This window comes from Latilactobacillus sakei, from assembly GCA_002953655.1.
GTDB classification, from domain to species: Bacteria; Bacillota; Bacilli; order Lactobacillales; family Lactobacillaceae; genus Latilactobacillus; species Latilactobacillus sakei_A.
Window position 1 is genome coordinate 1064649 of the sequence record CP025839.1, and the last position, 24920, is coordinate 1089568.

Annotated in this window: 17 protein-coding genes and 1 other RNA gene; 14 read left to right on the top strand and 4 right to left on the bottom strand. The window is 41.8% G+C overall.

Annotation, left to right across the window (positions count from 1 at the left end; genetic code table 11):
* Position 1: 1 nt before the first annotated feature.
* Positions 2–976, bottom strand: a complete 975-nt coding sequence (gene mvaD / locus C0213_05315) for a diphosphomevalonate decarboxylase (GenBank protein AUX11852.1) — start codon at positions 974–976, stop codon at positions 2–4.
* Between the two features lie 22 nt (positions 977–998).
* On the bottom strand, positions 999–1946 hold the full coding sequence (gene mvk, locus C0213_05320) for a mevalonate kinase (GenBank protein ID AUX11853.1): 948 nt from the start codon (positions 1944–1946) through the stop codon (positions 999–1001).
* Positions 1947–2226: 280 nt separating this feature from the next.
* Between mvk and C0213_05325 the strand changes: the two genes are divergently transcribed.
* The 7 genes from C0213_05325 to nth all read left to right on the top strand — a co-directional run bounded on the left by C0213_05325 (position 2227) and on the right by nth (position 15780).
* Positions 2227–5787: an ATP-dependent helicase gene (locus C0213_05325; GenBank protein AUX11854.1), complete on the top strand. Its 3561-nt coding sequence runs from the start codon at positions 2227–2229 to the stop codon at positions 5785–5787.
* The gene (addA, locus tag C0213_05330) at positions 5771–9514 is read left to right on the top strand and encodes a helicase-exonuclease AddAB subunit AddA (GenBank protein ID AUX11855.1); all 3744 of its coding nucleotides are present in this window, start codon (positions 5771–5773) and stop codon (positions 9512–9514) included. Before C0213_05325 ends, addA begins: the two co-directional genes overlap by 17 nt.
* A gap of 65 nt (positions 9515–9579) precedes the next feature.
* Complete coding sequence (locus C0213_05335; GenBank protein AUX11856.1) at positions 9580–12414, top strand: ATP-dependent helicase; 2835 nt, start codon at positions 9580–9582, stop codon at positions 12412–12414.
* A 77-nt stretch (positions 12415–12491) separates the two neighbouring features.
* Complete coding sequence (locus C0213_05340) at positions 12492–12968, top strand: peptidase (GenBank protein AUX11857.1); 477 nt, start codon at positions 12492–12494, stop codon at positions 12966–12968.
* Between the two features lie 110 nt (positions 12969–13078).
* Entirely contained in the window at positions 13079–14377 is a 1299-nt protein-coding gene (locus C0213_05345; protein AUX11858.1) for an asparagine--tRNA ligase, read from the top strand.
* Positions 14378–14482: 105 nt separating this feature from the next.
* Positions 14483–15106, top strand: a complete 624-nt coding sequence (locus C0213_05350; protein ID AUX11859.1) for a DnaD domain protein — start codon at positions 14483–14485, stop codon at positions 15104–15106.
* 23 nt (positions 15107–15129) lie between these two features.
* Complete coding sequence (gene nth / locus C0213_05355) at positions 15130–15780, top strand: endonuclease III (GenBank protein AUX11860.1); 651 nt, start codon at positions 15130–15132, stop codon at positions 15778–15780.
* Between the two features lie 74 nt (positions 15781–15854).
* Here the strand turns inward: nth and C0213_05360 are convergent, their stop codons facing one another.
* Both C0213_05360 and recU read right to left on the bottom strand, forming a co-directional pair.
* The gene (locus C0213_05360; protein AUX11861.1) at positions 15855–18149 is read right to left on the bottom strand and encodes a penicillin-binding protein; all 2295 of its coding nucleotides are present in this window, start codon (positions 18147–18149) and stop codon (positions 15855–15857) included.
* 6 nt (positions 18150–18155) lie between these two features.
* Positions 18156–18788, bottom strand: a complete 633-nt coding sequence (gene recU / locus C0213_05365) for a Holliday junction resolvase RecU (protein ID AUX11862.1) — start codon at positions 18786–18788, stop codon at positions 18156–18158.
* Positions 18789–18863: 75 nt separating this feature from the next.
* On the opposite strand from recU, the gene C0213_05370 reads away from it, so the two are divergent.
* The 7 genes from C0213_05370 (at position 18864) to C0213_05400 (ending at position 24746) form a co-directional block, all read left to right on the top strand.
* Positions 18864–19424, top strand: coding sequence for a hypothetical protein (locus tag C0213_05370; GenBank protein AUX11863.1), 561 nt, complete (start codon positions 18864–18866; stop codon positions 19422–19424).
* A gap of 79 nt (positions 19425–19503) precedes the next feature.
* Positions 19504–19884, top strand: a complete 381-nt coding sequence (locus C0213_05375) for a cell division regulator GpsB (GenBank protein ID AUX11864.1) — start codon at positions 19504–19506, stop codon at positions 19882–19884.
* Between the two features lie 50 nt (positions 19885–19934).
* An RNA gene (gene rnpB / locus C0213_05380) (RNase P RNA component class B) lies at positions 19935–20295 on the top strand.
* Positions 20296–20373: 78 nt separating this feature from the next.
* Positions 20374–21525, top strand: coding sequence for an RNA methyltransferase (locus tag C0213_05385; protein AUX11865.1), 1152 nt, complete (start codon positions 20374–20376; stop codon positions 21523–21525).
* A gap of 96 nt (positions 21526–21621) precedes the next feature.
* Positions 21622–22581, top strand: a complete 960-nt coding sequence (locus tag C0213_05390; GenBank protein ID AUX11866.1) for a 3-phosphoglycerate dehydrogenase — start codon at positions 21622–21624, stop codon at positions 22579–22581.
* Positions 22582–22993: 412 nt separating this feature from the next.
* The gene (locus C0213_05395) at positions 22994–23578 is read left to right on the top strand and encodes a recombinase (protein ID AUX11867.1); all 585 of its coding nucleotides are present in this window, start codon (positions 22994–22996) and stop codon (positions 23576–23578) included.
* A 130-nt stretch (positions 23579–23708) separates the two neighbouring features.
* Positions 23709–24746, top strand: a complete 1038-nt coding sequence (locus tag C0213_05400) for a Zn-dependent alcohol dehydrogenase (protein ID AUX11868.1) — start codon at positions 23709–23711, stop codon at positions 24744–24746.
* The last annotated feature ends 174 nt before the right edge of the window (positions 24747–24920 follow it).

The window sequence follows — 24920 nt, forward strand, 5'->3', positions numbered from 1 at the left end:
CTCACAGATAGGTCACGCCCGGTCCTGGTTTAGCAACCAATAATTGTTCAGTTGTAAAGTAGGGCGCAAGAGCTGCCAAAATCTGTGGTGTTTCGCGACTCGTACAAATCACTTTCACGTTTGGACCTGCATCCATAGTATAATAGCAAGAAACCCCTTGTTGGCGCAAGCGCGCAACGACTTCTATTGCTTGAAGGGTTTCTGGTTCGAAATAGGTGAAAGGTGGGACGGCACTAAGGGTCGTTGCGTGCATCTGCATCGCACTCTTTTCCGCCAGTTGTCCTACTAAATTTATATCTTTCTTAACGATTGCATCTTTCATCTTAGGTAAATCCGCTTGGGCCGTTTCGACCCAACTGGGATAATAAGGTGAGGTTGCCACAACACTTGCCATGCCGGCCCGACTGGCAACCCGTTTTTGACGATCGTTTAAAACAATCGCAATCATTTGAATGTCCCAATCGATTTCTTCTTGGACAGGAATCGCGTATGAATCTTGATCGTTCGTACCCCGTTGCCATTCGACAAACCCGCCATAAATTGAACGCGTCGCAGAGCCTGAGCCCCGACGTGCAAGTCTTGATAAGTCACGGCGATTTAAATCCAAACCAGCCGCACGACTACCGGCTGCCGCTAAAGCCGCATAGCCAGAAGCTGAAGAGGCTAATCCAGCGGCATTTGGCACGTGATTAACGGTTTCAACATTGGCAAAAGTTGATCGGCCTGCTTGTTGGCGAATCAAGTCTAGAAATTGACTCATTTTAGCTTGGGTTTGTTCGTCGGCCTCTTGGCCATTAAAAATAATCTGATCACGCGTTAAGGTTTCTGAAAACGTGACAGTCGTATCGGTATAAAAATGATCTAACGTCAATGATAAACTGCTATTTTGCGGAATAATCAAGTTGGCGTCTTTTTTTCCCCAATATTTAATGAGCGCAATATTAGTGTGCGCTCTTGCTGTAGCTGATTGTCCCATAGTGATAACTCCCAATTGTTGTTTAATTAGTGTGTAGTGCATGTAATGGTTGAATCCAAGTCTTAATCGCACCAGCTTGGCGTAATTGTTGTGCAAGCCGTTTGGCATCTGTTTGTGTTTTAGCGAGGGCAATAATGCAACCACCACGTCCGCCACCGGTCAATTTAGTCCCCAAGCTACCGGCTTGGTTGGCGGTTTCGATTAAAGCATCAATGCGTGAATTGCTGACCCCTAAAGCGCGTAAATCATTTTGCGCTAAGCTGAGATTGCGGCCCAGTGCCACTAACTGATTTTGAGCGATATTGGTTGCGACAGCTTGACTCAATTCCCCAATGTGGGTAATGAGCGGCTGAGTACGTTCAGGATTGGACATCATTTGATTTTGAACGCTTTTAACGGCCGGGCCGGTTTGCCCCTTTTGTCCACTGTCAGCGATTACCAAGTACCCTTGGAGGTCAATCGGTAATGGCTGTAGTGGTTGGCCTTTAACAAACCAAAGGGGGGTCGTTGCACCCGTCGTGGCTGCATCAATGCCACTTGGATTACCATGAATCATATTTTCTGAAAGAGCTGCTAGTTTAAGTAAGTCGCGTTGGTTTAATTCTTGATGATAAAAAGTAAAGAGGGCGCGAATAATCGCAATGGCGGTGGCTGCAGAAGAGCCCATTCCCCGTTCAGCTGGTAATTCACTTTCAATTGTCAGTTCAAAAGCGGTTTGCTGGTCGTCTAATTGTTGCCAGAGCTGTTCGATTAATCGACGAATACCTTGCATCTGACCAATCGCTTGACTTAAAGGGCCACTGTAATAAGGGCTGTTAATCAAGGGTTCGCTCAGTGTTGGTTGTGCCGTGACATGAACCGTTGTCTGGACTGCAAAAATAGGAAGCGCAATCGCGGGTTGCCCGTACACGACAGCGTGCTCTCCAATCAAAATAATCTTAGCGTGACTGTTTCCCACACTCGTTTGCATCGTATCACCCTTAATCATCAATTTCTGAACTTAATCATACTGTTACTACTATACTGCAATTTAAAAGTGACTGCCACAAACAGTCCGCAAATAGTGAAAACTATTTAAAACACTAGTAGCTAGTGATGATTGACCTCGAAGCTATCATTTTACCAGAACGATGCTTGAAATAGCCATCTTAATTGTGAACTTTAAAGTTTTTTATAGGTTGCTGTCATAATAAGTCACAGCATAAAACCAGGTGATTTTATGGTAAAATTAGCCCAAAGGAGTGGTAATAATGAGCTTAAAATTTATTCTAGGAACCGCAAGTTATGATCACCACCAAGCACTCGTCACTAACCTGAAGGCTACTTTTCAAGAAAAGCCACAAGAACGCTTTTTTTATTTAGTACCAAACCACATTAAATTCGAATCAGAAGTCTCGATTTTAGAAGCACTCAAGTCAGATGAAAATGATTACGTCGCAGCTTCTCAAATTCAAGTTTTTTCATTGACGCGATTAGCTTGGTATTTTATGAAAAACACGCCGTATTACCAAATTCCACGTATCTCGACGGCCGGCTTAAATATGTTAGTTTTTCGGCTACTGCAAGAACATCAAGACCAACTGCAATTATTCCGTGGTGAAGTCAGACATACCGGCTTTGTGGCCCAATTAACGAAACAATTACTTGAACTTAAGATTGGTTGTATCACCCCAGAAGATTTAACCGTGATGGCGGAAAAGCTCGGTGGCCAACAAGTTGAACTTGCTAAAAAATTACATGATTTAACCATTATTGCGACCGCTTTTGAAGCGGCCATGCAAAAACGGTTTATTGAAAATACCGCGTTAATTGATGCCTTGACCATCTTTTTGCAGCAACAATCACTAACAGATTGTCATTTTTATGTGGAAGGCTTTGCACAATTTACAGCACAAGAACAGGCATTATTAACCACCTTGATGCAACAAGCAGAAGTGCAAATTGCGCTTATCTTAGATCGGGCTTACCCTAATCAGCAACCTGATGGTCTAAATTTCTTCTTTCAAGCTGGGCGGACCTACTATAATTTATATCAACAAGCACGCTTGAATGCTGTACCAGTCATGGTGGATCAAATGGCGGCCAAGCAGCGATTATCGCCAGCTTTAGCAGCGCTTGATCAATTTTGGATTAATTCTGAAAGCTCCGGTAATCGAAAACTAAGCCCCGTGCCGGTTACTGAGCATTTGCACGTTGTGGCTGCTGAAAATCGCTATGCAGAGTTGCGCTATGTGGCTCGTGAAATCCGGCGCTTAGTCCAAACTGGCCGTTATCGCTACCAGGATTTCTTAATTTTGACGCGTCACTTAGCACCATATCAAACGATGATAGCCCCGATTTTAACGGAATATGAGATTCCGTACTTCTGTGATTTACCACAAACAATGGCAGCCCATCCCTTAGTATCACTATTGGAGAAATTATTGGATGTTAACCTGCATTTTTACCGGTACGAAGACGTCATGGCCTTATTAAAAACCGAATTGTTAATTCCTAAAGGGATGTCGATCACCGATTTTAGGGCTGATTTAGATCTCTGTGAAAATTTAATTCTAAAAAATGGCTATGAAGGTAAAGATTGGTTAAGTGATTTAGATTGGCAATTTTATCGTTTCGGTTCTTATCAAGAAGGCACGCGCACGACTCAAGATGAAGCCTTAACGGAACGCATTAATGGTATTCGGCGCTATGTACAGACAATTTTGCCCCCGTTTTATCGTGCACTGAAAGCAGCCAAAACGGGGCGCCAAGTGGCCCAAGTACTCTATCAATTTTTGATTGACCAAGGCGTTGATCGCCAACTATTAAATTGGCGGGACCAAGCATTGGCTGCCAATCATGTGGCGCAAGCCGGGCAACCGGAGCAGACGTGGTCGACCTTTATACAAATGCTTGATGACTATGTCACCTTGTTAGGAGACGTTTCGTTTGAAGAAGAAGATACCGACCGGTTAAATGAATTTAAGCAACTTCTTTCGGCCGGTTTTGCGGCAGCTCAATATGCACAGATTCCCTCAACACTTGACCAAGTGGTTCTCTCAGAATCCGGAATGGTCCAGACCAAGCAACGTCAGATCACCTTTATGATTGGGTCGACTGATCAAGTTATGCCTGATCAAATTGAGAATACGGCATTACTAACTGATCAGGATCGTCAGCGATTGTTGGATAATGAAGGGCAAGCCACGCCGTTATTAAACGAATCTAGTGTCGGTAAAATGAACGCTGAACCTTACTTGAACTACCTCGCTTTTTTAAGTAGTCAAACCGCGGTTTATTTTACGTATCCATTAGGCAATGGTGAGGGAACAACTTTCAAAATGTCACCTTATGTTGAACGCATTAGAAATTATTTTAATTTGACCGTTCAAAAGGTCACGGCTGAACCAGCATTACAAACCACAGAAATCCCCCGAGGATCATGGCGTAGCTTGTTAAGTGATCTCATTCAAGTCAGTCGACAAGCGCAAGAAAATCAAGCATTGATTCCGAAACAGTGGTTAACGACCTATCGACTCTTGCAACAAGCACCGCAAAGTCAGTTCTTAACAACGCAATTATTCCAAAGTCTCAATTATCGTAATGAGCCAGAGCGCTTGACACCGGAAATTGTCACTGGTTTATACGGCAATGAAATCCACACATCGATTTCAAAACTAGAAGAGTTCTATCAAAATCAGTACGCTTACTTCTTGAAATACGGTTTGAAATTACAAGAACGGCCTGTTTTTGAATTAACACCGGCTAATACCGGGAACTTTTACCACGAAGTGATGGATCGCTTTATTAAGCTGATTCAAGGCCAACAAATTGCCCTGCCAGAATTGGATGATCAGCAAATTGATAAGCTTGTCAGTGAAGTCTTGGCTAAAACCTATGAGCAACCCGAGTTTAAGATTCTCAATAAAACGGCGCGGATGGGCTATATTCGTCAGCAATTAACGCAAACTGTTAAACGCGTCAGCCTAGCGCTTCGTAATCAGAGTCTTTCAACTAACTTACGGCCGTTAGCGACCGAAGTCTTATTTGGCCAAGTCGGTGCCGAAAAAGGGCTCCAAGGGTTAAACTTCATGTTAGACAATCATCGTGAAGTAAAGGTCCGAGGAAAGATTGACCGGATTGATCAATTGACGATTAATAACCAACCTTACTTAGGGATTGTTGATTATAAATCTAGTCAACATAGTTTTAATTTCCGGGATGCTTATTACGGGTTGGCCCTGCAGATGTTGACCTATCTTGAAACAGTTTTGCAAGATCAACAGGCTATTTTGCCGGCCAATAGTGCGGTAAAACCGGCCGGCGCTTTTTACTTACATTTGAAGAATCCAACATTGACCCTCAAGCAACTAACTAAGAAAAAAATGGGGCAATTACAAAAGGGCGAGTTCGATCAAATGTTATTAGATCAATTTAAATACAATGGGCTCATTGTCAATGATGAGGAATTACTCGAAAATCTCGATACGACGCTTGTTAACGGGCAATCACCGTTATTTGCCTTCAGTAAGTTAAAGAGCGGTAAATTTAGTTCTAAACAACTGGTGACGCTAGATCAACTCGATTTATTGATGGCGCACAACGAAGAATTAATCAAAGAAGCGGGCCGAGCGATTTTTGCTGGGGAAACAGCATTAAATCCGATTATGCGTCCAGATCGAACGAATGCCTTAACCTTGTCGCCTTTTAAGTCGATTTTCCAATTTGATGCGATGTTACCGGAAAATAACTATCGCCAACTAGAAGCACTAGACGAAAAAGCAGTTCTTGAACGCTTAATGAGTAAAAAAGGAGATGGCAATCTTGAGTAACCCGCAATTTACACCTTCACAGCAAGCGGCTGTCAATCATGACGGCCACGATATTTTAGTATCCGCATCAGCTGGTTCAGGGAAGACATCCGTCTTGGTTGCCCGGGTCATCCAGAAAATCTTAAAAGGCACCGATGTCGACACCTTGCTTGTTGTGACTTTTACGGAAGCCGCTGCTACTGAAATGCGCCAACGGATTCAAGCCGCACTACGCGATGCTAGCGAGAAAGCGACCGAGCCAGCTGTTAAACAACGTTTACGGCAACAACTGAGTCTCGTGCCAACCGCACAAATCAGTACGCTGCATGCTTTTTGTTTAAAAGTCATTAAACAATTTTATTACGTGATTGACCGTGATCCTGTTTTTCGCTTATTAAGTGATACCGCAGAACGCCTTCTATTAGCGGATCAAGTATGGCAACGGGTGAGAGAAGCATTCTACAGCCACGAGTATGTTGAAAAGGGCACCCAAGACACCTTATTTTACGAATTGGCCCAAAATTTCTCGAACGATCGTAACGATGACGGTCTAACCGACATTGTTTTTGAGTTGCTCGATTTTGCAAATGCCAATCCGAACCCGGTTAAATGGTTAAACGAACTACCCAAAAGCTATGCTGTTGATGAGACTGGTTTGACTGCCAGTCGCTATTTCCAAGAAAAAATATTACCGATATTACAGCAAACACTCACCGAATGCTTAGAAGCTTTACAAGAAGCTGAACAGCTCAGTCAAACTAGCGAAAATCTGATGGTTTATGCGCCTCAAATTACCACTACGCAAGCAGCCTTAACACAAATCAAAGCAGATGCCAAAACGTTAAATTGGCAAGCATGGCGCCAACAACTAACGGATGCCCAGCTGGGGCCTGCTAAACGCACTAAGAAATTGGAGCCTGATGAACAAATTAATAAAGACCGGCTGAAAGCCGATTTAGATGATGTCAAAAAGAAAATCCAAACGTTATTAGACACTTATTTTGTGTTTGATGAAGCAACCACCACTAATATTCAGCGCCAAGCTGGCCAGTTGGTTCAAAAATTGGTGCGCGTCACGTTAACTTTCAGAGAAGCCTTTCAAGCCGAAAAAGAACGACGCCATTTATTGGACTTTAGTGATTTAGAACAACTCTGTCTGACAATTTTATCGGCAGAAGATTCACCAGCAAGGGCCTTTTATCAACAAAAATTTAGCGAAGTATTAGTCGATGAATACCAAGATACGAATCCGCTTCAAGAAACGATTATCCAAAAAGTCACTTCTGATCATCCGCGCAATCTCTTCATGGTCGGAGATGTTAAGCAGTCAATTTATGCTTTCCGATTGGCCGATCCGAGCTTATTTAAGAATAAGTATAACGAATTTGGTGTCACGGAAACTGAACGTGATAGTGAACGGATCATTTTAGCTGAAAATTTCCGTTCACGCCGTAATATCGATGACTTTACCAATCTGATTTTTAAACAATTGATGGACGAAAATCTTGGTGAGTTAGACTACGACGACAATGCCGCCTTGCAATATGGTGCTCGCTACTATCCTGATCAGCAGCCAACCGCACCAACCGAACTCTTGCTTTATGAGACTAAGCCAGAAACCGCAGTCGCCAAACCGCAATTGGATAAGAGTGAGGGGCAAATTGTTGCAGTGGCTAAACGGATTCAAGCCATGATAACTAATGGAGAAACGATTTGGGATAAGAAACTCGAAAAAATGCGGCCGATTGAATATCGGGATATCGTTTTACTAGCCCCCACTCGTGGTAATAATTTGTTTATCTTAGATTATTTTAAACGGTTCGGGTTACCAGTTGTAATTAAAGATGCGCAAAATTATTTCCAAACAACCGAAGTCCAAATTATGTTATCCCTGCTCCAGGTGATTGATAATCCCAACCAAGATATTCCACTGGTCAGTGTTTTACGCTCGCCAATTGTCGGGTTAACCGAAAATGAATTGGCATTAATTCGAATTAATGATAAGACGGATGATTATTATCAAGCAGTCTTTAACTTCATTAATCAGTATAACGAACAAAAAGTCGGTCACTTAGGCCAACAAGTCATGCAGAAGTTGACGCACTTTATGCAATTATTGACGTCATTTAGAACCATTGCGCGTCAACAACCGATTGTTGACTTAATTTGGACGATCTACCAAGAGACCGGCTTTTTAGATTATGTCGGGGGGATGCCAGCTGGGCGCCAACGCCAAGCTAACTTACACGCGCTTTATGAACGCGCCACAGCATATGAAGAAAATGGATTTAAAGGGCTTTTCCAATTCATTCAATTTATTGAACGCCTCCAAAAACAAGATAAAGATTTAGCACAACCAACAAGCTTAGAAAATCAAGACGCCATTTCGGTCATGACTATTCACGGGAGTAAGGGACTTGAATTTCCCGTCGTTTTTTTAATTGATACGAGTCGCCGCTTTAATCAACAGGATTTACAACGCTCATACGTTTTGGATAATCATGGTGGTTTAGGGGTCGTTTATTTAGATGACCAAAAGCGGTTGAAAGTGCCAACGTTACCAGAATTGGCCATTACCGCCCAAAAGCGAAAAAAATTACGAGCAGAAGAAATGCGAAAACTGTACGTTGCTTTGACACGCGCAGAACAACGGTTAATCATCGTCGGACACTGTGATAATCAGGCCCAACTGATGAAGCAGTGGCAAAAGGGACAAAACAGTACCCATCAAATATTAGATGATAATGTCCGGAATGATGCCACTAGTTTATTGGATTGGATTGGTCTCAGTTTAATTCGCCACCCACAAGCTAAAGACTGGACTGATGATTATGAGCCACTACTGGCTTTAGGTGGTGATCAAACTGAGTTTAAGTTAATCATGACTAATGAAACCTTACTTGGTGAAATACCAGGTAGCCTGCATAATGATCAAGACTGGGGACAACAACAGCAACAGGCGCTTCAAGCGATTGATTTAAACAATGAAACAGCAACTGCAATTGCTGAACAATTAACCTTTAAGTATCCCGCCAATGTTGCCACCCAAACGACGGCTTATCAATCGGTATCGGAAGTCAAACGTCTTTTTGAAGATCCTGATAATATGGGCTTAGGGCAATTAGATTTAGCTGCTGATCAGCCGCGTCAAGCTAATCGTTACGTGACGGATAGTTTAGCACAACCGCAATTTTTACAAACTGTGCAACAACCAACGGCGGCAGAAGTGGGGACGGCAACACATCTGGTCTTGCAAGAAATTGATTTAACGCAACCAGTCACACTAGCGAGTTTGCAAGCCCTTGTCGATCGGCTTGTTTTACAGCATAGTTTAACGGCCAATGTTGCGGCTAAAATTAATCTCAATCATCTATTGACCTTCTTTGAAAGCGACTTAGGTCAGCAATTATTAGCGCATCCTGAAGCGGTTAAGCGAGAAGTACCATTTTCGTTGTTATTACCGGCAGAAACGATTTTTGAAGGGATTCGTCCCATAGATGACGATCATGTCTTAATTCATGGGATTATGGATGGTTACTTATTGATTGACGACGATTGTTATTTATTTGATTACAAAACCGACTTTATTGACCCGAGTGATCAAGAAGCGGCGATTGAACGCGTTAAGACCCGCTATGCTGGCCAGATTAACCTCTATAGCGCTGCTTTAAATCAGATTGTCCAAAAGCCAGTGACGCATAAATATCTCTATTTATTGTCAATTGGGAAGCTGGTTGAGATTAACTAGACTGGTTTATCAGCGCCATTCATAGTATGATTAACATTAATTATGAGTAAAGTATTGGTGACAGCATGAACCGAGAGACTATTTATGCCGTTGTTGATTTGGAGACAACGGGAACGAACATTAAAGATGGGGACCGCATCATTCAATTTGGTTGTGCCCTTGTTCAAAACGGCAAAATTATTCAAACCATTTCACAAGATGTGAATCCACTACGCGATGTACCAACTAAAATTCAACATTTGACGCACATTACGGCTGATCAGTTAGAGTTAGCCCCAATCTTTGAAGATTTAGCGCCCACATTAGTTGAAATTTTATCTGGCACTGTTTTTGTGGCCCATAATATTAATTTTGATTTACCATTTTTAAATGGCGAATTAAAGCGCGTTGGCCTACAACCATTAGACTTAGCTGGGATTGATACAGTTGAATTGGCCCAAATTATCTTACCCGAAGCGCCTAGTTATCGATTACAAGATTTAACGCAACTCTTAGAGATTGAACATGATAATCCCCACCAAGCGGACAGTGATGCACTTGTAACGGCTAAACTCTTCTTGAAGTTGAGCGCCCGCTTGCAGGCTTTGCCATCTGTGACCCTCAATCGTCTAAGTGAACTCGGTGAGGGCTTATTACGGCAAACCGGTGATTTCTTTACCGATACAGCCCAACAGATGCGTGAAAAATCGCAGCCACTGCCTAACGAATTGTTAATTCAAGAGGAGATTGCACTTCGTAAACCAGCACCGGTTGATTTCGAAATTTATCCAGGTTCGAGCTATGCGGCCCAGTATCCCGTAACTGAAGCTGACAAGAAACGGCTTTTAAAGCCCCATTTGAAATGGCGTAAAGCACAGGCAACGATGATGGATTTAATCCATGCTAATTTCGAGTCTGAAACGCCGGAGCCATTATTGATTGAAGCAGCCACTGGGTTAGGAAAAACAATTGGTTATCTATTACCTTATAGTTATCGAATGTCGCGGGACCATAAATTAGTAGTTGCGACCTCAACGACGCTATTGCAAGAGCAAATCCTAACTCAGGCTAAACCACTATTAGAACGCTTGGTCGGTCGGCAAATCAATGCGGCGGTAGTCAAAAGTGCGAGTCATTACATTGATTTACATCGCTTTGAATTATCATTGCGGTTACCCCATAAAAATCGGATGATTCGGTTATTGCAGATGAAAATTTTAGTTTGGCTAACGCAAACAACAACTGGTGATTTAGATGAACTTAATTTGACGAGTTATCGAACCCCATTTTTTGTCAGCATTCAACATCGAGGCCTAGCTAGTTTGAATCCCCAAGCACCGTTTTATCACGAAGACTTCCTGAGACGATTGACACATCGGCAGCAGCAAGCCGAATTATTGGTGACCAATCATGCTTATTTGGCAAGTCACGCGGATGAACAACAAATTTGGGGACCGAAACCTTACTTGGTTTTAGATGAAGCTCAAAACATGGTGTTTAATGTGCAGACCATTTCACAAGAGACATGGTCGTTGTCCAGTTGGCAATTTTGGGCCCAAAAAGGACTGCAGTATACGACAAGTGCGCAAACCAATAATTTAGTCCGACTATTTCCGGCGGAAACACCACAAAATCGTTCATTGAAGTTATTGCATAAAACATTGGGTAAGCTAACCCGGACTTTAACACATTTAGAAACTTATCTAACGGAACAGTTTAAACCGGATGAACCGACAGACGGGCAAACCTTTAGTGAACGGTATTTGAATCCAGACGAAGTCATTCAATTCGTTAATGCTAGCCAGCGTGAGTTTGGCCAGTTAAATCGGGAATTGTTGACGATCCAAGATCATTTTTTGGCGTTACGCTATGCTCTTGAAGAGCAATTGGCACGTTATACCGAATCTGATTTAGTAATTTGGCAATCTTTTGAAAATGAACTCAATCTCCTATTAGCAGATGTTGATCATTATCAACGCTTTGAACAACTATTCATTGCGACGAAACCGCAGGAACGCCATGCGTTGGCGATCCAGATTACACGTCCTAGTCAACCAAGCCAGTTACCACAATTTAAATTGCACTGGCAATTAGTATCCGCGGGGCCCCAAATGCAACAAGTGTTAAGCCATTTTGAACCTGTTACATTAACCGGCGCCACGTTAGCGGTTAATGGTCATTTCGACTATTTAAAGCGTGAATTTGGTTTCACTGAAGAACAAGCCTTACAAACTAAGAAGTTAAGAAGTCCGTTCCGCTTTAAACAACAAGCCCGTTTTTATATTGCAGAAGACGGTCCGGTTCAAAAAGAATTAACTCCTAGCGAATACCATCAACAAGTAGCAATGCAAGTGATGACTTTAATTGCCGATAATCCGCATCAAACCCTTATTTTGTTTAATGCTAACCAAACATTGGAGCAGGTTTATTACGCGTTAGGTCGCGCTGGGTTATCTCTCGATCGTGAAGTATTGGCCCAAGGGATTACCGGCAGTGCCGAAAAAATTACTAAGCGGTTCATGTTGGGACATGATTCGGTCTTACTGGCAACTAGTAGCTTTGTCTCGGGGGTTGATTTCCCAGAGGCCGCCCTGGAAATGGTTATTTTAGTCCAATTACCGTTTGATGCACCTAATGCATTGCAGACACGTGTCCGTTATGCACAGTTATCAGCCCAAGGGATTAATCCTTTTAAGGCAGAAGCATTGCCTAAAGCAACGATTCGCTTGCGGCAATCATTTGGCCGCTTGATTCGAACGCCCAATGATCGAGGCTTGTTTATTTGTTTAGATCCACGCTTGTTGACAACGCAATATGGGCAACAGATGCGCCGCGCTTTACCAGCAAGTTTGCCGCAAAAAGCGGCCCCTGTGCAGACAATTCGAGAGCTTAGTGATTTATTTTGGTTAAATTCTGACTAAGTTCTATGATTTAACCGTAGCAAAACTTGTTTTTTGCTATAATAAAGCTATTCAATGTAGCAAGGAGAGAATGCGCCGTGCGTAAATATAAAAGATGGATATGGGTATTTTTATTAGTAGTCTTGATGGGCGCAATGTTTTTTGTCTACCACCAAGCGCGCTCACCGGAGGTCACCGCAGAAGCGAAGGCAACCAAGATTGCTAAGAAATACGCTAAACTAGAAAATCCAGATGGCTTCTACACGTACCATCGCAATGGCACGTACTATACAGTCAGTGGCCAAGATAAAAATCAAAACGGCATTTATGTGTTAATTAACGAAAAAGGCAACCATGTGACCATATATCGTCAATCAAAAGGGATGACTAAAAATGAAGCCCTTAAAAAGACTTGGGCCACTAAGAACCCCCAAAAGGTCCTCAATATTAACTTTGGTTTTTATAAGGGTAAACCTGTTTGGGAAGTTGTTTACCGCAGCGACAATGGCCGTCTTTGTTATTTAACACTTGATTTCAAAACAGGTAATACCACCCAATTAATTGAAAATATCTAGGACTTTTGCTAATTGGGGCTGTTGTCGTCAGTGTTTTGTTATATAATGATAATTATCAGTTATTTTGAACTGTTTAAGTTAAATTAAGTCAGCATAAGGAGACAGAGTATATGGTTAAAAAAATCAGTATTATTGACGCTAAAGACCATGTCGATGAAGAAGTCAAAATCGGCGTTTGGTTAACCGATAAGCGTTCAAGCGGTAAGATTTCATTCTTACAATTGCGCGATGGCACAGCCTTCTTCCAAGGGGTAGTTGTCAAGAGCCAAGTGAGTGAAGAAGTCTTCCAATTGGCTAAAGAGGTTAAACAAGAATCAAGTATGTGGATTACAGGTGTGATTCATGAAGATACCCGTTCACATTTTGGTTATGAAATTGAAGTCTCAGACATTGAATTAATTGGTGACAGTAGTGAATACCCAATTACACCTAAGGAACATGGGATCGAATTCTTATTAGATCATCGTCACTTATGGTTACGTTCAAAACGCCCATTTGCGATCATGAAGATTAGAAATGAAATCATCCGCGCTTCTTATGAATTCTTCAACCAAGAAGGCTTCATCAAGATGGATCCACCAATCTTGACGGGTAGCGCCCCTGAAGGTACCACCGAATTATTCCACATCGAATACTTCGACAACGATGCTTATTTGACCCAAAGTGGTCAATTATACGCAGAAGCTGGTGCAATGGCCTTTGGTAAAGTCTTTACCTTCGGACCTGTTTTCCGTGCTGAAAAATCAAAAACACGTCGTCATTTGACTGAATTCTGGATGATTGAACCAGAAATGGCCTTCATGGAACAAGATGAAAGTCTTGAAGTCCAAGAAAAATACGTGGCTTACCTTGTTCAAAACGTTATCGATCACTGTGCCTATGAATTAAAATTATTGGACCGTGATATTGACCAATTGAAGAAGTACACACAAACACCATACCCACGTATTTCATACGATAAGGCTGTTGAAATGTTACAAGCAGCTGACTTCGATATTAAATGGGGCGATGATTTCGGTGCACCAGATGAAACTTACTTATCTGATCAATTCGAACAACCAGTCTTCATTTTAAACTACCCTAAAGCCATCAAACCTTTCTACATGAAGCCACATCCAACACGTGATGATGTCTACTTATGTGCTGATTTACTAGCACCAGAAGGTTACGGTGAAATTATCGGTGGTAGTGAACGTGAAACTGACTTCGATAAATTAGAAGCTGAAATCAAAGCAATGGGCTTAGATATTGAAGAATATCAATGGTACCTAGATTTACGTCGTTACGGCTCAGTGCCACATTCTGGTTTCGGTTTAGGACTTGAACGCGCCATCACATGGATTTGTGGTATCGATCATTTACGTGAAGCTATTCCATTCCCACGAATGATTAACAGAATTAAACCATAAATTAAATTTTGAAAGCATGTCGTCAATTATTGACTGACATGCTTTTTTATTGTCACCAAACCCGTTACAATAGAAGTAATCATTTTTCAAAAAGAAGGCTAGTATATGAACGAATTAACGGCATTTATAGAGGGCGGCCAGCTTAGCGTGTCGCGCTTACTATTACAACACTACCAAACGCTCAGAATGTCTTCTGACGAACTGGTTGTTTATTTACAACTGAGTGATTTTGCCAGCCAAGGGGATACTTTTCCAGACTTAGCGGTGATTGGTGAACGGATGGGATTGGCACCAACGCAAATTTATGAGTTAATCCATCAATTACTTAAAAAGAAAATTATCACGTTGAACTCAACGGTTAATGAACAAGGCCAGCCAGTTGATCATTATGATCTAACACCAGCATTGTCCAAGCTCAGTGTCCTAGCTGTCCAACAAAATCAGGCAGCATTAAATTCGCAAGAAACAAATCAACGCCTGTCCGTCTTTAACCAAATTGAGCAAACCTTTGGGCGCCCATTGTCGCCACTTGAATCTGAAATTATCTCAAATTGGTTGGATTTAGATCATTATTCAGCTGAACTAATTCAGCTCGCAGTCCGCGAAGCAGTCTTAAACCAAGTTTATTCACTTAAATATGTCGATAAAATTCTATTGAATTGGCAAAAACAAAATATTCAGACTAAGGAAGATTTACAAGCGTATCAAAAGGCGCATCCACGACGTTAATTTAACAAGGGAGGTAGTTGAACATGTTATCAAAAGCAAAAACCAGATGGGCCATGACACAACTGTACGACCTGATTCCCGATGCCAAAGGGGCCTTAATTGCGGACAGTCCGTTTCAATTATTAATTGCGGTGATGTTAAGTGCGCAAGCGACCGATGTCTCAGTCAATAAAGTAACACCCCAACTATTTGAACATTTCCCAACCCCAGCCAGTTTTGCGGCCGCAGATCTAACCGCAATCGAAGCCGATATTCGTTCAATTGGGTTATATCACAATAAAGCGAAACATATCCGCACTTGTTGTCAGCAGTTAATCACGGATTTTGGTGGCGAAGTCCCACAAACCCACGCAGAACTCGAGCAATTAGCCGGTGTTGGTCGGAAGACCGCTAATGTTGTTTTAGGCGATGCATTTAATGTGCCATCGTTTGCTGTCGATACGCATGTTAGTCGAATTGCCAAGCGCTTAACGATTAGTGCTGAAAACGCCTCTGTACGCCAAATTGAAACTGACTTTCAAACCAAGCTCCCCCAAAAAGAGTGGGTGCAAGCGCACCACACATTAATTTTATTTGGTCGGCAAGTCTGTACAGCACGGAACCCCAAGTGTAATCAGTGTCCGTTATTAAGTATCTGTCCGGCAGGGCAACGAATACTTCAAGAACGTGGTTAACGGCGTTAGTAATTTTAAGAAAAAAATAGCCTGATTGTCCGAACTCTTAAGAGAGCGACAATCAGGCTATTTGATTAGTGCGAGGTTGTTATTGATGGTTGGCTCGTCGACTGACTTGTTGTCGGTGCACTTGACGAACTAGCGGGGGCTTCAGAAGAAGAACTTACTGTTGAAGATGGTTCACTTGGTGTCGATGACACACTTGAACTAGATTCAACAGAGCTACTACTTACTGATTCACTGCTTTCAGAAGAGGGAACACTTTGACTTGAGCTTTGTACCGAAATCGATGGTGTTGGTGTTTCGATGACACTATGGGTTGATGAATATGAGGAGCTCGTTGAAGCATCTGAAATTGCGGCGGTCGTACCTTTAACAAAGAGTTCTTTAACACCAGCAATCGTTTTAGCTTGAACTGAGCTAGGCATCGTCCAATCCGTATTCGAAACATTTTGTGAGAGGTAAACCATCATTGCGCGGTAAATGTAAGCCGCAATGTTTCGTTCTTCCATGGTTAACCCATTTTCGAGCGGCTTATCGTAACCTGTCCAAACGGTAATGGAGTAATGTTTCGTGTAGCCGGCAAACCAACTATCTTTCGCGAGGTCTGAACTGAGTCCTGATTTAGCTAATTCTTCGCTTGAATAATCAGTTGTCCCAGTCTTACCAGCTTGGTGTAATCCAGGAATCTGTGCTAATGTCCCTGAGCCATTCTTGATAACGTCTTTCATCATATCAGTCATCATGTAGGCCGTTGAGTCTTTCATTGCGTCCGAGCCTTCAGAATTATAATTATGGGTAACACCGTCCGCAGTTTCAACTTTATTGATGTAAGTTGGTTTGTAGTATGTCCCACCATTGGCAAAAGCACTGTAGGCAGCTGATTCTTCTAAGGTTGAAACATTGCCACCAATCCCGTAGGCAAGCCCGGTATCTTCAGGAATCGTAATGCCTAAGCCCTTAACAAACTTACGTGCACGGTTCATGCCAACATCTTCTAATAAGCGAATTGCGGGGACGTTTCGAGAATTAGCTAATGCATTACGCGCCGTAATTGTGCCCAGGTAACGATTATCAAAATCATGAAGTTGAATGTTAGTGCCTGGATAAATATAAGGTGTATCTTGTAATTTTTGCGCGGTTGAATAGTTTAGATATTCAATCGCTGGTGCAAAGTCCATCATCGGTTTCATAGAAGACCCATTACTACGACCGGAAGAAACCGCTCGGTTATAACCTAATTGGACATCACCAGTTTTACGACCACCAATCATGGCGACAATCTTACCATTGTTAGGATTAGTAATCGTGACAGCTGTTTGCATTTTATCATCTGGAAATTGGACGGTGGTATCGTCATTGACAGTCTCGTATAACTTCTTTTGCGCGTCCATATCCATATTTGTATAAACCTTCAAGCCGTCTTTGTAAGGATCATAACCTTTTTTCTTGAGATCTGTAATCACTTCTTTAACATAGGCATCAGTTGCTTTAGCGTTCGTTGATTCATTGGTTTCAGATTTTTGTGCGACTAAACCAGTGTTAATCGGAACAGCCTTAGCTTCAGTTGCTTCTGCTTCGGAAATCTTATTGTTTCGTTGCAAGGCATCGAGTACTAAATCACGACGCGTCTTGGCCTGATCTGGATGTGCATAGGGGTCATAATTAGCAGGGGACTGTGGCATACCAGCAATCAATGCTAATTGGGGGAGGCTCAATTGTTTTAATGTCTTATCGTAATAGTATTTAGCGGCAGTTTGCATACCATAAACGCCATTATTCAAGTAAACCTTATTCATATAGTATTCCAAAATCTGGTCTTTAGAATACTGCCGTTCAACTTGAACCGCCAACCAAGCTTCTTGTGCTTTTCGTTTGAGCGTTTGATCACTATTTTTCGTTGAAAAGACCGATAATTTAATTAATTGTTGTGTTAAGGTACTCCCACCTTGTAGCCCTAGCGAAGAGTGCCCCGTAATATTAGAAAAGGCCGCCGATGCAATTCGGACGGGATCAATCCCAAACTTTTCCTTATAAAAGCGCCGATCTTCGATTGAAACAACAGCATCTTTTAACGTTTGTGGGATTTGATCGCTGCTAGCATAAGTCTGGTTAGCAGCCCCTAATCGTTTGAAGGCTTTGTTGTTAGTGTCATAAAGGACACTTGCATTGCCGTTTTGCAATTTATCCTGTGTAATCTCCGGGGCATCTTTGGCATAATATGCAAATAAGCCAATCCCCGCGATAATTAGTGCTAAGAGGGCTAATAAGCCCCATTTGATAATACGGCCCAATAGCGACTTAGTACGCTTTTGGGTTGGTTTTTGGTGCCTTGTGACACGCGTGTTACCTGTTTGATTGGCAGACATGTTAATTTAAACTCCTTTGTGGTGGCGTGCGATTAATTGATCGACGGCCTCTAAATAGGGAATACTTGGGTTTAATTGGTATTGAATTTCAAACCCATCGGCAATAATCGCCGCTAGTGGAATTGATTTTCGACCACCTGTTGCTTGATTGTCCCATTGTGTAATCAATAAACTTGCCGGATACACAAATAAACGTTGCAAGGGGACGAACTTCATAATCACAAAACAAACCCCACCTTGTTGTAAGCAAGCTCTGAAATGATCAATTTGATGTTGGTGAAAGTTTTGGAATGGAAATGACGTTTTATTCTTAGTTTCCTTCGCTTCAAAATCCACATAGTGTCCCTGATAGATACCGTTATAATCGGTGGTTGAAGCTTGCTTAAAATAGGCTTCTTTAATAACGGCTTGACTACGCGCTGGGTAATCAACCTTAACAATTTGAATAGGGGTGGGTTTCTTATAGATCACTGCAGCATCACGCAATCGATAGTACTGATTGCTATCGTTGATTTCTTCTTCTAATGACATACCACGTTTACCATATAAAGTGGTGGGACTAGTATGTCGCCCTTGCTTTTTAGGCTGTTTTGTTTCATGATTTGAATAGGGCTGTCCGTTTGGATAATGAAAGGCCATCAAGAATCACACTCCTGTGAAACTATTATAGCAATATTCATTCAAATTTAAAATCATTAGGTGGAGGACTGACAATTGAAACGACTATGGTTAACTGGCTATCGAAGCTATGAACTCGGTGTTTTTGGCGAATCTGATGAGAAACTTAAAGTTATTAAATATTCTTTAAAAAAACAACTTAATAATTACCTCGATGATGGCTTAGAATGGCTTATTACCGGGGGTCAGATGGGTATCGAACAGTGGGGAATTCAAGTTGCACAAGAACTTAAAATAGATTATCCTGAGTTGAAGGTTGCGATGATGCTACCGTTTAGTGATTTTGGTCAACAGTGGAACGAACAAAATCAGGGCACGTTGATGACGTTAAAAGCCCAGGTCGACTTTTGCGAACCCGTCATTAAAGCCCCGTATTCTGGGCCCCAACAGTTGCGCCAATATCAACAGTTTATGCTGACCCATACGGATGGGGCATTATTGTACTATGATCGTGAGGCACCTGGTAAACCAGAATACGATGCTAAAGCAATTGAGACCTATCAAGAACAACATGAGTATCCCAATAATCAGGTCGATTTTTTTGAACTGCAAGATTTAGCAAACGAGTTGGCGGAGTTAGAGAATCAAGCTTTTTAAGGCTTTTAATTCTTTAATAACTTTAATAACTTTGCTATAATGGGATTTATGGTATATTTATTATAAATGAGGTGTCAAAATGGATAATCAATTAGAAATCGAATTAAACCCAACTGAAATTTTGAAAAAAGAATTCAAGTCAAAAATGCGCGGCTATGATCCTGAAGAAGTCGACGGTTATTTAGATTTAGTGATTAAAGATTACCAAACTTATCAAGAAAATATCGATCGTTTAACGGCCGATAATACCCGCTTATTTAACAAGGTTGAAGAACTTAATCGTCAACTGAGCGCTTCTGACAGTGTTAAAGAAGTCAAGCCACAACAGGCTTCAGCAGCAACTAACTATGATATTTTGAAACGTTTATCAAATCTTGAACGTCACGTATTTGGGGCTAAGTTAAGCGACCAAAATGGTGCCGCTCAAACAAGAGTTCAAAATCATTCACAATTTGATTAGACAAATCGCTTAAGATGTACTATAATAATATACATTGATTAACATTTGTAAATCTTGAGTAATCGCGGTCTACATCAGTAGGCTGAGGAAGGTCCATGCCCGCACAGGCTGAGATGCTTGTAGTGTTCGTGCCTGGCCCAATAAGCCAGGGTACCTTAACGGTAACGGCGGAAAAAGCGCTAAAACTTCGGTCATGCGTTAATATCCTTAAATAGTGCCACAGTGACGGAGCGTTTGGGGAAACCCAAACGATGGAACGAGGTAAACCCCGCGAGCGAGTAACCCAAACTTTGGTAGGGGCGTCTCATTTATGGAAATGAACTAAAAATGAGAGTTCGTAAGAACAGATAGATGATTACTGAAGGAACTTTCTTCCTGGGGAAGTTCTGGAACAAAACATGGCCTATAGAGGTTTACAAACAGGTGGCTTGGGCTTTTGCCCAAGCTCTTTTTATTTAAAAAATAATTTCCTAAGGGGATCTTTAAAAAATGACTTACCAACTATACGCTACAATGGCAAGTGGTATCGAATCCATTACGGCTAAAGAACTACAGAATTTAGGCTACGAAACGCGTTCAGATAACGGTCGGGTTTATTTCGAAGGGGATTTGGCAGATATCGCCAAGACCAACCTTTGGTTACGCAGTGCCGATCGGGTGAAGATTGCCATCGGTCAATTCGAAGCAAAGACGTTCGATGACCTTTTTGAACAAGTGAAAGCTTTGCCATGGGACCAATATTTACCACTGGATGCTGCTTTCCCAGTAGCTGGTCGTTCTGTGCGTTCAACACTCCATAGTGAACCAGATGTCCAAGCCATCACTAAAAAAGCGATTGTTGATAAGTTAAGTACTGTTTATCACCGTCGGACGCGTTTGGCTGAAACGGGTTCTGTCTATCCGCTAGAAGTCAGCATCTTAAAAGACATGGTGACAATTAGCTTAGATACAACTGGTCCTAGTTTATTCAAACGTGGTTACCGTCTTGAAAAAGGGGAAGCGCCATTGAAGGAAAACTTCGCGGCTTCATTAATTCTCCTCAGTCGTTGGCAACCAGATATGCCGTTTGTTGATCCAACGACCGGTTCAGGAACCATTGCGATTGAAGCGGCCTTAATTGGTCATAATATCGCGCCTGGTATGCACCGTAAGTTTGCCTTTGAAGACTTTGACTGGATTGACACTACTGTTTTAGCTGATGCGAAGGCTGATGCTAAAGCACAAGAAAAACCAGATCAAGAACTTGAAATCTTCGGCTATGATATTGACCAAAATATGGTCGATATTGCTAAGTTGAATGCTAACGAAGCCGGCGTCTTACATGATATCCAGTTCAAACAACTGGCTGTTAAAGATTTTAAAACCGATTTAACAAATGGTGTCATTATCGCTAATCCACCATACGGTAAACGTTTGAGTGATCAAACCCAAGCGCGAGTATTGTATAAAGAAATGGGCGATACTTATCGTTCGTTGAAGACTTGGAGTAAATACATTTTAACCAGTGATTTACAATTCCAAGAATCTTACGGTCAACGTGCAACAAAACGGCGTAAACTTTATAATGGTCGGATTCAGACCGATTTATTCCAATATTGGGGTCGTCCAGTCTGGCCACGTGCTGAAAAAGCCGAAAAATAAGAAATTTAAAGCATTTTCCCATTATCTTAGGGTAAATGCTTTTTTATTTGTCCAAAATCCATTATAATTAAGATTACTTCAATAATAAGGTGAGGGATCGACTTGACAGTCATATTAGCAGCAGAACCAATTCCTGAACAACACGTAGAAGATTTACAGCAACAAGGGTTAACCATTATCAATTTGGCTGACGTACAACCCGAACAATTCGCAACCATTGATATCATGTTTGGGTGGAATAAAATGGTCGGGCCTAAAATCTTGGCTACTCCTAACCACCGCTTGAAATGGATTCAAGCCGCTAGTTCTGGTGTTGACTATTTACCATTAGCAACATTGAGCGAACAAGGCATTATCGTTTCAAACGCCAAGGGTATGCACGCTGTTCCAATTGCACAAACCGTGATGAGTTATATTTTATATTTTACTCGCGGTATTCGCCAAAGCTTGCGTTCTCAAGCTAATAAAGAATGGCGTCACCATGAAATTGGCCGCGCAACTGAAACGCTTGAACACCGAACGGTCATGATTTTTGGCACTGGCCAAATTGGGCATCAAATTGCTGTTTACGCTAAGGCGTTGGGGTTGAGAACCATTGGAATTAATCGGCATGGTGAAAAGCGCGATGCGTTTGACGAAATTTTAACGGATCAAGATTATCAAACGAAATTGGCTGATGCAGATTTCGTCGTGAACGTAATGCCGTTAACGCCGGCAACCAAAAATTTCTTTGATGTAACGTTCTTCAACACAATGGGTGAAGGACATTACTTCTTCAACCTAGGACGGGGCGCTTCAATTGATGAGACAGCGCTCATGGCACAGTTGAACAACGGCCATCTAGCGGGGGCCGCAATTGACGTTGCGCAAACTGAGCCGTTACCAGCAACGTCACCACTTTGGACCACAACCAACTTAGTGATCACGCCACATATCTCAGGTTACATTCCAGATATTCATGAACGACTCTTTAGAATCTTCGAACAGAATTTACCGGTCTTCTTAACGGACGGGCAACTCGTTGTTAACCAAGTTGATTTATCAGCAGGTTACTAAAAAATAAGGCTTAACACTGATCAGGTGTTAAGTCTTATTTTTTTGATTTAAATTCTTAGGGTTAAAAATTAGGGTTGCACTTAGACCATAAATTTATCACACAATAATAACTCATTTTTGACAAGTAAAACGCCTTTTTTGAAATCCGTAATTTAAGACGTTTTAACGACCACTTATCCGTTAATCAATCTGAAATGCGCTTAAAATGCGCCTCTCGCGATTGATGTGTTCTAAACGTGATTAGACCGGTCTTGGGACCACTTCTAGTATTCAGTGGTATGAGCGCACGCTTTTGGTAGAAAGAATGCGGTCGGAATCCCTTTAAATCAACGATAGTTAGGGGTGCAAAATACGACCGCATGGTTTATAATGATATAAGTAAAAAGAATGCGGTCAAAAGGACGGAATTTTAATGCGAAAATCACGAACTAAAAAAGGCAAAAAATTAAACGTACAGCCTTTAAGGACCAAAGACGAGATTGAGGACATGAAAGTGATCTTACGACACTCCCAAATGGGTAGTCGGAATTATTTACTTTTTTTATTAGGCATCAATACCGGTTTACGTTGTTCTGATATTGTCCAATTAAAAGTGAAAGACGTGATCGAAGACAACCCGGTCATCGTCGAACAAAAAACAGGTAAGTGGCGCCAAATTAGTTTAACCAGTTTGCGACCTTACATTAGTTTATATATTCAAAATAATGAACTGACTGGTAACGACTGGTTATTCAAAAGTCGCGTCGGTGATAGTCACATTACAGTCAATGGTGTTTATCGTATGTTGACCGAGGCCGGCAAAAAACTCGGCCGGAACGATATCGGTACACATACAATGCGCAAAACTTATGGGTATTGGTTCTATAAACAATTTGGCGATGTGCGGTCATTGATGATTGATTTTGGCCATTCAACACAAGAAACAACTTTACACTATATCGGGATTACGCAAGATGAAGTTTTAAGCAAGAAACAACAATTAGCAATCGGCCTTTAAAAAAGGCTTGCCTTAAAGTGGGCTTCAAGGTGTATAGTAGAGGTATCAATTATATAAGCTGTAATTGTATTTAGAAATTTCGCTATATAATAGGAAGAAACACGTTCAAAAAAATTTGGGAGATGTTTTTATGAAAGCAGCAACTTTTATTGAACCAGGAAAAATGGTGATTACCGCGGTACCAAAACCAACCATCGAAAAGGAGACAGATGCCGTTATTCGGATTATCCGGGCTTGCGTTTGTGGTTCTGATTTATGGTGGTATCGTGGCCTTTCAAAACGCGAATCGGGATCACTAGTTGGACATGAAGCAATTGGGGTTGTGGAATCCGTTGGTGAAGCAGTTACCGATATTAAAGCCGGGGATTTTGTGATTGTGCCATTTACCCATGGTTGCGGACATTGTGCTGCTTGTTTAGCTGGCTTCGACGGAGACTGTACGACTAAAGACTCTAATCCTAGTGGATATCAAGCTGAGTACCTTCGTTACCATAATGCTAATTGGGGCTTGGTTAAAATTCCTGGCCAACCAGCTGATTATTCAGACGAGATGTTAAACAATCTTTTAACCCTTTCAGACGTCATGGCAACCGGCTATCACGCTGCTGTTTCTGCTGAAGTTAAACCTGGTGACACAGTGGTCGTCATGGGAGATGGTGCGGTTGGCTTATGCGGTGTGATCGGTGCTAAATTATTAGGGGCAAAACGGATTATCGCCATGAGTCGGCATGAAGACCGGCAAAAATTAGCACTAGCATTCGGTGCAACCGATATTGTTGCTGAACGTGGTGACGAAGCCGTTGCAAAAGTGATGGCACTAACTGACAACGCTGGGGCTAACGCCGTCTTAGAATGCGTTGGGACGGAACAATCCGTTGCAACTGCTGTAGCCGTGGCTGGTGCGGGTGCTGTTATTGGGCGCGTTGGGATTCCACAAAAGGCAGAAATGAATACCAATGTCTTATTCCGGAAGAACATCGGCCTCCGTGGTGGGATTGCGGCCGTCACAACCCATGATAAGACACGGTTACTCGACGCTGTTTTAAAGGGTGAAATCAATCCTGGTAAGGTCTTTACACAACGCTTTACCTTAGATGATATTCAAGCCGCTTATGAAGCAATGGATCAACGCCAAGCCATCAAATCGTTATTAGTGATTAGCGATTAGTTATTTGAAAGGAATGGTCTCATGATTTTTCGGTTAATTAGTTTAATTTTTGTCATTTTATTACTACTTAGCTTCTGGATAAAAATGCCATTTTTCAATGATTACCGGCCAATTATGATTCTCGTATATGGTCTTACTTACTATTTCGTTAATCGACATCAACGACTAACACGC

Bases quoted from the DNA above. Each gene is read 5' to 3' on its own strand.
- mvaD (AUX11852.1), bottom strand. From the start codon at position 976: ATGGGACAATCAGCTACAGCAAGAGCGCACACTAATATTGCGCTCATT.
- mvk (AUX11853.1), bottom strand. From the start codon at position 1,946: ATGCAAACGAGTGTGGGAAACAGTCACGCTAAGATTATTTTGATTGGA.
- C0213_05325 (AUX11854.1), top strand. From the start codon at position 2,227: ATGAGCTTAAAATTTATTCTAGGAACCGCAAGTTATGATCACCACCAA.
- addA (AUX11855.1), top strand. From the start codon at position 5,771: ATGGCAATCTTGAGTAACCCGCAATTTACACCTTCACAGCAAGCGGCT.
- C0213_05335 (AUX11856.1), top strand. From the start codon at position 9,580: ATGAACCGAGAGACTATTTATGCCGTTGTTGATTTGGAGACAACGGGA.
- C0213_05345 (AUX11858.1), top strand. From the start codon at position 13,079: ATGGTTAAAAAAATCAGTATTATTGACGCTAAAGACCATGTCGATGAA.
- C0213_05350 (AUX11859.1), top strand. From the start codon at position 14,483: ATGAACGAATTAACGGCATTTATAGAGGGCGGCCAGCTTAGCGTGTCG.
- nth (AUX11860.1), top strand. From the start codon at position 15,130: ATGTTATCAAAAGCAAAAACCAGATGGGCCATGACACAACTGTACGAC.
- C0213_05360 (AUX11861.1), bottom strand. From the start codon at position 18,149: ATGTCTGCCAATCAAACAGGTAACACGCGTGTCACAAGGCACCAAAAA.
- recU (AUX11862.1), bottom strand. From the start codon at position 18,788: ATGGCCTTTCATTATCCAAACGGACAGCCCTATTCAAATCATGAAACA.
- C0213_05375 (AUX11864.1), top strand. From the start codon at position 19,504: ATGGATAATCAATTAGAAATCGAATTAAACCCAACTGAAATTTTGAAA.
- C0213_05385 (AUX11865.1), top strand. From the start codon at position 20,374: ATGACTTACCAACTATACGCTACAATGGCAAGTGGTATCGAATCCATT.
- C0213_05395 (AUX11867.1), top strand. From the start codon at position 22,994: ATGCGAAAATCACGAACTAAAAAAGGCAAAAAATTAAACGTACAGCCT.
- C0213_05400 (AUX11868.1), top strand. From the start codon at position 23,709: ATGAAAGCAGCAACTTTTATTGAACCAGGAAAAATGGTGATTACCGCG.